The sequence below is a fragment of the Parafrankia discariae genome (assembly GCF_000373365.1).
Classification (GTDB): domain Bacteria; phylum Actinomycetota; class Actinomycetes; order Frankiales; family Frankiaceae; genus Parafrankia; species Parafrankia discariae.
Genome location: NZ_KB891253.1, coordinates 22,830 through 28,829, shown reverse-complemented (window position 1 = coordinate 28,829; position 6,000 = coordinate 22,830). Strand labels below are relative to the sequence as shown.

7 protein-coding genes are annotated in these 6,000 nt (G+C 72.1%); 2 read left to right on the top strand and 5 right to left on the bottom strand.

What is annotated here, in order from left to right; translation table 11 throughout:
- Window positions 1–406: acyl-CoA dehydrogenase family protein (locus tag B056_RS0128945; RefSeq protein WP_018505332.1), on the top strand; the 406-nt coding region annotated here is incomplete at its 5' end.
- Window positions 407–408: 2 nt separating this feature from the next.
- Window positions 409–1,245 (top strand): acyl-CoA dehydrogenase family protein, encoded by an 837-nt coding sequence (locus tag B056_RS0128940; protein WP_018505331.1) that lies wholly within the window; start codon window positions 409–411, stop codon window positions 1,243–1,245.
- Window positions 1,246–1,383: 138 nt separating this feature from the next.
- On the opposite strand, the gene B056_RS0128935 is transcribed toward B056_RS0128940, so the two are convergent.
- The 5 genes from B056_RS0128935 to B056_RS45550 all read right to left on the bottom strand — a co-directional run bounded on the left by B056_RS0128935 (window position 1,384) and on the right by B056_RS45550 (window position 5,823).
- Window positions 1,384–2,640, bottom strand: coding sequence for a CaiB/BaiF CoA transferase family protein (locus tag B056_RS0128935; RefSeq protein WP_018505330.1), 1,257 nt, complete (start codon window positions 2,638–2,640; stop codon window positions 1,384–1,386).
- A 111-nt stretch (window positions 2,641–2,751) separates the two neighbouring features.
- Window positions 2,752–3,543 carry an enoyl-CoA hydratase gene (locus B056_RS0128930; RefSeq protein WP_026240260.1) on the bottom strand — a complete coding sequence of 264 codons (792 nt, stop codon included), beginning with the start codon at window positions 3,541–3,543 and terminating at the stop codon, window positions 2,752–2,754.
- A 10-nt stretch (window positions 3,544–3,553) separates the two neighbouring features.
- On the bottom strand, window positions 3,554–4,729 hold the full coding sequence (locus B056_RS0128925) for an acyl-CoA dehydrogenase family protein (RefSeq protein ID WP_018505328.1): 1,176 nt from the start codon (window positions 4,727–4,729) through the stop codon (window positions 3,554–3,556).
- The gene (locus B056_RS0128920; protein WP_026240259.1) at window positions 4,713–5,711 is read right to left on the bottom strand and encodes an acyl-CoA dehydrogenase family protein; all 999 of its coding nucleotides are present in this window, start codon (window positions 5,709–5,711) and stop codon (window positions 4,713–4,715) included. The genes B056_RS0128925 and B056_RS0128920 overlap by 17 nt, the downstream gene beginning before the upstream one ends.
- The gene (locus B056_RS45550; RefSeq protein ID WP_268258400.1) at window positions 5,701–5,823 is read right to left on the bottom strand and encodes a hypothetical protein; all 123 of its coding nucleotides are present in this window, start codon (window positions 5,821–5,823) and stop codon (window positions 5,701–5,703) included. The genes B056_RS0128920 and B056_RS45550 overlap by 11 nt, the downstream gene beginning before the upstream one ends.
- Between the last annotated feature and the right edge of the window lie 177 nt (window positions 5,824–6,000).

Below are 6,000 nucleotides of genomic sequence, written 5' to 3'. Positions count from 1 at the left end.
CCACGAGCGTTCCACCTGCTTCTGGCACCGGGTCGCGCACCTGTTCACCCGGCTGGACCGGCTGGTGACCGAGACGACCGTGCCGGGTGATCAGGCCGACGCGGATCTGGGAGCGGCCTACCTGGCGCTGCACACCATCCGCTGCCGCTCCCACGCCACCCAGCGCCGCCTCGGTGAAGGCNNNCNNNTNGGNCCGGAGACGTCGGTCGACAAGGTGCTGCTCGCCACCGCCGAGCAACGCCTCTACGACACCGCCCGCGACCTGCTCCCCGGCACCCTCGAACTCACCGACACCCGCTGGCGCTCCGAATACCTCTACTCCCGCGCCGCCACCATCTACGGCGGAACCGCCGAGATCCAGCGGAACATCATCGCCCGCCGACTCCTCGACCTCGGCAAGGAATAACCATGGACGCCGCCGAACGCGAACTCCTCACCGAAACCTTCCGCAAAGCCATGACCGGCACCACCGGCACCGCCCTCGACACCACCCTCACCGACCTCGGCTGGCCCGAACTCCTCACCGAGGAACCCGACACCGCCATCCCCGTCGTCTTCACCCTCCTCGGCGAAACCGGCACCCACGCCCCCATCCTCAACGACGTCCTCCTCCACGCCACCGGACAACCCCTCGGCGGCACCCTCCCCCTGCCCTACACCGGCGGCACCTGGCTCACCTGGGAACGCACCCACCCCGACACGACCCAGCCCACCAGCGTGATCGACCCCGCCCTCCCACTGCACGCCACCACCAGCCCCGGCGACCCCACCCTCCCCCTCGCCGCCGGACAACGCGCCCTGGGCTGGTGGCTCCTGGGCACCGGACGCACCATGCTCACCCTCACCCGCGAACACGCCCTCGCCCGCACCCAGTTCGGCCGGCCCATCGCCTCCTTCCAGGCCGTCCGCCACCGCCTCGCCGAAACCCTCGTCGCCCTCGACGGCGCCGAAGCCACCCTCCACACCGCCACCACCACCGCCACCAGCACGACAGCCACCACCAGCGACATCACCCTCACCGCCCTACTCGCCAAAGCCGCCGCCGGCAAAGCCGCCCTCGACACCGCCCGCCACTGCCAACAAGTCCTCGCCGGCATCGGCTTCACCGCCGAACACGACTTCCACCACCACCTCCGCCGCGTCCTCACCCTCGACGGCCTCCTCGGCAGCACCCGCGACCTCACCCGCCAGGCCGGCACCCACATCCGCCAGAACCAACACGCCCCACGCCTGATCAACCTCTGACCAGGCAGACCAACGCCGAAGAGCCCGCTCGCCCTTTGCTTTCTTGCTCGCCCTTCCGGAGGGGACTCCCACGGAATCGACCCCGAAATGGCGAGCAAGAAACGAAAGGGCGAGCGGCCCCGCGCCGCGCGGGTCGGGTTACACCACCCGGTCGCGGCGCAGGGCGGCGATCTCCTCAGTCGGGTAGCCGAGCTCGGAGAGGAGGGCGTCGGTGTGCTCACCGAGGGCGGGGACCGCGCCCATCGGGGGCGTCCACTCGGCGGCGATCGGCGGGGGCAGCAGCGCCTGGACGGCGCCGGTGGGGGTCGAGACATCCCGCCAGCGGTCGCGTTCACGCAGGTGCGGGTGGTCCAGGACGTCCTGGACGCCGTTGAGGCGGGCGTTGCCGAGCTCGGCGCCGTCGAGGATCTCCTGCGCCTCCACCAGGGTGACGCTCTTCGACCAGGCCGTGATCACCTCGTCGAGGCGGGCGCGCTCGCGCACCCGGTCGGCGTTGCCGGCGAAGGCCGGGTCGTCGGCCAGGTCGGGCCGGTCGAGGACGGTGCGGGCCAGCCGCTGCCACTCCCGGTCGTTGGTGGTGCCGAGGACGACCGTCTGGCCGTCCGCCGTCGGGTAGGCGCCGTAGGGGGCGACGGCCGGTGAGCCCACCCCGGCCGGCTGCTGTTCGACACCGGTGCCCATGGTGAAGTTGAGGGAGTAGCCCATCCACTCGGTGACGACGTCGAACAGGCTGAGCGAGATCGCCGAGCCGCGCCCGGTCTCCCGGCGGGCGTAGAGGGCCGCGAGAATCGAGCTCAGGGCGTACATCCCGGTGGCGAGGTCGATGATCGGAATGCCCGCCTTCGCCGGCCGGCCCGGCTCACCGGTCACCGAGCACGACCCGCCTTCGGACTGCACCAGCAGGTCGTAGGCCCGCTTGTGCGAGAGCGGCCCGCCCTCCCCGTAACCGGAGATGTCGACCGCGACCATCCGCGGATGGCGGGCGACCACCTGCTCTGCGGCCAGGCCGCGCCGGCCCGCCGCCCCGGGCGCGAGGTTCTGGATGAGGACGTCGGCCCGGTCCAGCAACCGCTCGAGCGCCTCGGCTCCCCGCGGGTCGGTGAGGTTGAGGGTCAGCGACTCCTTGCCGCGGTTGACCCACACGAAGTGGGCCGCCATCCCGTTGAGCGCGCCGTCGTAGTGGCGCGCGAAGTCCCCGCCGCGCGGGTTCTCGACCTTCACCACCCGGGCACCCATGTCGGCGAGGTGCCGGGTGGCGATCGGTGCCGCGACGGCCTGCTCGAGACCGACGACCAGCAGCCCCTCCAGCGGGCGCGGCCCGCCGCGGGCGGTGCCGCCGAGGGCTCGTTCGTCCGCCGCGGTCGGGTCCGGCGCGGTCGTGTCCGCTGCGGTCATGGGGGTGCCTCCCGGGATGTGCCGGCGTCGGCGGACGACGCGCGGCGAAAGGCGGCCGGCGGGGCAACCAACGCCCACGCCCGCCGCCGTCGGCTGTGTCTCGGTCAGGCCCTAGTCGGCCTTCTTGATCGCTGACTTCATCTGGTCCAGGTCGACCAGGACCGGCCAGCCGCTGACGCTCAGCGCGTTGCCGTGCCCGGTCTGGTGGACGTCGAACACCGACTGGATCGCGGCGTAGAAGCCCTGCACGTCGAGGGTCTGGTTGACCGCGCGCTTGGCCTGCCGGAGGCCGAAGCTGGGCATCGTCGCGATGTGCTGGGCCAACGCCCGGGTCTCGGTGTCGAGCTGGTCGCGGGGCACCACCTTGTTGACCATGCCGATCTTCTCGGCCTCGGTGGCGGTGACCGCGCGCCCGGTGAACAGGATCTCCTTGGCCTTTCGCGGGCCGAGCTCCCAGGTGTGCCCGTGGTACTCGACACCGCCGATGCCCATGGCGACGACCGGGTCGGAGAACAGCGCGTCCTCGGCCGCGACGATCAGGTCGCACGGCCAGCACAGCAGCAGCCCGCCGGAGATGCAGCGCCCCTGCACCGCAGCGATCGACGGCTTGGGGACGTTGCGCCACCGCAGCGAGAACTCCAGGTAGCGGCGGGCCTCCAGCTGGTAGAGCATCTCCAGGGTGATCTTCTCGGGGAGCGGCTGACCGGACTTCAGATCGTGCCCGGCGGAGAAGTGCTTCCCCTCCGCGCGCAGCACGATCACCGCGACGTCGCTGTCCGCCGCCGCCTTCGTCCACGCCGCGTCGAGCTCCTCGAGGAGGGGTCCGTTCTGCGCGTTCGCGACCTCGGGGCGGTTCAGGGTGATCGTCGCGATCCCGTCGGCGACGTCGTATAGGACTAACAAGGCTGGCTCCTCAGCTTCGCGGCAGACCGAGTACACGCTCGGCGACGATCGTGCGCTGGATCTCCGAGGTGCCACCGGCGATGGTCCCGGCGAAGGACCTCGCGTAGCGCTCGAACCATCCGGCGGAGAACGCGTCGAGATTGAGATGAGCGTAAGGCGCCGTCATCCCGGGATGCTCGAGTGCCGCCATGCCGGCCGACTCCATGGCCTGCTCCGAGGCCTTCTGCACCGCCTCCGAGCCGAGCAGTTTCAGGACGGACAGCGCGGCGACGTCCTGCTCGCCGCGCGCCGCGCGGGCCAGCGCCGCCGAGCCGAGCAGCCTCAGCGCCTGGGCGTCCATGACGAGCCGGGCGTACGCGTCGCGGTCGAGCGCGTCGACGGGACGGAAGTCGCGGGCGAGCTCCTCCAGCCGCAGCGCGAAGCTCAGCCACAGCAGGGTGCGCTCGTGGCCGAGCGAGCCGTTCGCGACGTGCCAGCCGTTGTTCAGCGCGCCGACGAGGTTCTCCGCCGGCACCCGGACGTCGTCGAAGAAGACCTCGTTGAAGTCGACGTCGTCGCGGTCGATCAGGGAGCCGAAGGGCCGACGGGTGACACCGGGGGTGTCGGTGGGGATCAGCAGCACGCTGATGCCCTTGTGCTTGGGCGCGTCCGGGTCGGTGCGGACGAAGGTGAGCAGCACGTCCGCGTCGTGGGCGCCGGATGTCCAGATCTTCTGCCCGTTCACCACGAAGTGGTCGCCGTCGAGCACGGCGCGGGTCCGCAGCGAGGCCAGGTCGGAGCCGGCACCGGGCTCACTCATCCCGAGCGCCGCGGTGATCTCGACCCGCAGGATCGGCACCGCCCAGCGGCGCTTCTGCTCCTCGGAACCGAACGACAGCAGCGAGGCGGCGATGATGCCGAGCCCCTGCGGGTTGAAGCTGTGGTAGATGCGCCGGCGGTCCAGCTCCTCGAGGTGCACGTACTGCTCGAGGATCGAGGCGTTGCGCCCGCCGAACTCCGGCGGGTTGCCCGGCAGCAGCCAGCCGGAGTCGAACAGCAGCCGCTGCCAGCGGCGCGCCCACTCGGGGACGTGCGCGCTCGAATAGGCGCGCTCGCCGGTCTCGGCCTCGCTGGGCAGGTTCGCGTCCAGGAACGCCGCGAACTCGGCGCGGAACCTCTCGACGTCGGCATCAAAGGTGAGCTGCACGGTACTCCTCGGCGATCAGCGCCCGGTGCTCGGCGGCGCCGCCGAGCAGCAGCTCGCCGGCGACTGCCCGCTTGAGCGCGAACTGCAGGTCGTTCTCCCAGGTGAAGCCCATGGCGCCGAACAGCTGCACGCCGTTGCGGAACACCACTGACTGGCACTCGCCGGCGGCGGCCTTCGCCATGGAGGCGGCGAGCCGGCGGCGCGGGTCGTCGGCCGCGATGGTCAGCGCCGCGAAGTAGGCCAGCGCGCGGGCGCGTTCCACCGCCACGTGCATGTCCACCGCCTTGTGCTTGACGGCCTGGAACGACCCGATCGGCGCGCCGAACTGCTCGCGGGTGCGCACATGGTCGAGCGTCAGCTCCAGGACCCGGCGGCAGGCCCCGACGACCGTGAGCGCCAGCCCGGTGAGCGCGAGGTCCCGGGCCGCCCGCGGGTCGGCGCCCGTGCGCGCGTCGTCGCCGACCCGGACTCCGGGCAGCGAGACCTCGGCGATGTGCAGCGTGGGATCGAAGACGTCGACCCGGGTGGCCCGCACGTCGGCCGCGGGGACGACGAAGACCCCCGCGTCGGTCACGACGGCCAGCCGGTCGGCGCGGTCACCGTCGAGGACGTAGCGCGAGACGCCACTGAGGAGCCAGCCGTCGCGGTCCCGCCGAGCGGACACGCCGTCCAGGACGGCGCTGCCGGTCCGGCCCTCCTCGGCGACCCCGGGCGCGAGCGGGGTGAACCAGGTCATCGTCGCCAGGTAGGGGGTGGGGTCGGTGGCCCAGCCGAGCTCCTCCAGGACGATCGCCAGCTCCACGGCCTCGCTGGGCTCGGTGAGCTCGGTCCAGCCGAGGTCGGCGTAGACCCGCCACAGCGGGGCCGGGTCGGCTCCCTCGTCGACGATCCCGCGGATCAGCGCGGGCGGGCACTCCTTTACCAGGACCTCGTGGATCGTCTTCTGCCACAGCCGCTGGTCGGAGTCGAACTCAAACAGCATCTCGCCCTCCTGCACTCGCGTCGGCGGCGGTGCCGGCCGGGATGCGCCGGGCGGCGGCCCCGGCCCAGGCCGGGCCGCCCGCGCCGCCGCGCGGGTCAGCGAAGATCGTCACATCGGCTCCTTGCGAGCGCACCCTGGCAGCCGGCACCCTGACACCACACCTGACGGGCCGGTGCGCGCGCGGGAGACCGACGGCCACCCCCGCCGGCCCTCCAACATCCCAGAGTCGGTTTGCAAGTGCCAGGTCACGTATCGACCACTCCTGCGGCCGTTCCGGCCGAACAGGTGC

Excerpts from the sequence above, each read along its gene's own strand:
- B056_RS0128940 (WP_018505331.1), top strand. The coding sequence starts at position 409 with ATGGACGCCGCCGAACGCGAACTCCTCACCGAAACCTTCCGCAAAGCC.
- B056_RS0128935 (WP_018505330.1), bottom strand. The coding sequence starts at position 2,640 with ATGACCGCAGCGGACACGACCGCGCCGGACCCGACCGCGGCGGACGAA.
- B056_RS0128920 (WP_026240259.1), bottom strand. The coding sequence starts at position 5,711 with ATGCTGTTTGAGTTCGACTCCGACCAGCGGCTGTGGCAGAAGACGATC.